This window comes from Methylobacterium trifolii, assembly GCF_022179685.1.
In the GTDB taxonomy this organism is placed as follows: Bacteria; Pseudomonadota; Alphaproteobacteria; order Rhizobiales; family Beijerinckiaceae; genus Methylobacterium; species Methylobacterium trifolii.
Genome location: NZ_BPRB01000296.1, coordinates 1 through 1708 on the forward strand (window position 1 = coordinate 1; position 1708 = coordinate 1708).

The 1708-nt window shown below is 70.5% G+C and carries 2 protein-coding genes; one reads left to right on the forward strand and one right to left on the reverse strand.

The window, feature by feature from the left end; genetic code table 11:
* Positions 1–331 precede the first annotated feature (331 nt).
* A complete protein-coding gene (locus tag COGEMETH_RS22335) occupies positions 332–1429 on the forward strand; it encodes a helix-turn-helix transcriptional regulator (protein ID WP_238184896.1) in 1098 nt (365 codons plus the stop codon).
* Positions 1430–1481: 52 nt separating this feature from the next.
* Here COGEMETH_RS22335 and COGEMETH_RS22340 read toward each other — a convergent pair.
* Positions 1482–1708: hypothetical protein (locus COGEMETH_RS22340; RefSeq protein WP_373875419.1), on the reverse strand; the 227-nt coding region annotated here is incomplete at its 5' end.

Genomic DNA, 1708 nt, shown 5'->3' on the forward strand with positions numbered 1-1708 from the left:
CGCATCCCGAGGGTGCGACCGGACGTGCCCTGTGCGCTGGCGACCATGCGTGTTCCCCCGAATTGCTTATCTGACAGGTCGCGAGCCCATGCGAGAGCCGCCGAATTCCGCGTCGTGCAGCCTCCTCGGCGGCTCGCGCGCAAATTTAGGCGGCACAGAATAGGCCGATCTGCGCAACAGGCGCGGATCTCACCTTCTCTCGTCTGCTAAACCTTGACAAGATCTCTATTTCCGACTTGTTACGAAATCTGCCCGGTCCGTCACCACCCGAACGGGTAGTGACGTGGGAAAATGCGGTGTGGCGTAGACTGACTTCGAGCGATCCGGCCGCGTGGACGACCTCAACGACCGCATCATTCCCGCGATCTACGCCTGCATCACCAGCGATGCGGCCATGCACGAGTGCTTGCGGCTGTTGACCGAGCGCTTCGGCTGCCTCTCGGCAGCCCTGGTCTTCCAGGACGAGGCGCGCGCGGCCGCCAACGTCGCCGCCGGCTTCGGGGTGATCGATGCCGCGGCCCAGGAGCGCTACCATCGCGACTTCGCGCGCTTCGATCCGGCCCCGGCCGCGATGGCCCGGCTGGCCCTCGGATCGGCCACGGCCACGGGCCGCCTGTTCGACAGCGAGGACCCGCGCTACGCGCATTTCCTGCGCGACTTCTATCATCCCCTCGGCCTGCGCGAGGCGATGGGCGGGCCCGTCGCCCGGAACGCCGGGCAATCGGGCATCGTCGCCGTGCAGCGCGGCGCCGACCGTGCGCCCTTCAGCGCGCAGGACATCGCCACGTTCGAGCGGCTGATGCCGCACTTCATCCAGGCGCTCAGCCTGCGACGCGCCTTCTTCGAACTGGAGATTGCGGCCGACGCGATGCGCTCGGCCATCGAGACGGTGGGCCCCGGCATCCTGATCCTGGGCGCCGACGGTCGCCTGCGCCAGGCCAACGGCGCGGCGCGCGCCATCCTGGACCGCCGCGACGGCCTCGCGGTCGACGCAGCCGGCCTCGTCTCCGGCCTGAGCGATCCGGCGAGCGGCAGGTTCGTGCGGCTGCAGGACGTCCGCATCGGCCTCCACGTCGTCCCGCGCCTCGGCGGCCCGGACGACGGGCCCGGCAGCGCGGCCTACGTGCTGCGCCTGTCGCGGGCCGATGGCGAGTCCGGGTCGCGGATCGTGCGGATCTACGATCCGGACCGGCACTGGCCCGAGGCCGAGCAGACTCTGGTGCTCGCCTTCGGTATGCCGAGGACGGCCGCGCGCCTCACCGTGGCGCTGATGAACGGATACGACCTGGGCAGCTATGCCCGGCGCGAGGGCCTCTCCCTGAACACCGTCAAGTTCCACCTCAAGGCGGCGTTCTCGGCCACGGCCACGAGCCGGCAGGTCGACCTCACCCGGCACGCCCTCCTGGCCGTCAGCGACGTGAGCGCCTGAGCATCGGCCGCGCGCCTCATGGCGCGCGGAGGCGCCCCGTCGTAAGGCCGTGTCAGGTGAAGAACCCGGCGCCGACCTGGGCCTGCGTCACGCCCGCCAGCTCGACCGTGCCGCCGCCCGAGAGGGTGAAGAGCGCGTCGCCGTTGGCGGCGCTGCCCAGCGCATAGGTCTGGCCCGAGAAGTCGAGCCGGTCGCCCTGCGCCTGCGAAAAGCCCAGGACGAGGTCGACCCCCGAGTTCCGGCCGAACAGGTAGCGGTCCGCCCCGAGATCGCCCGAGA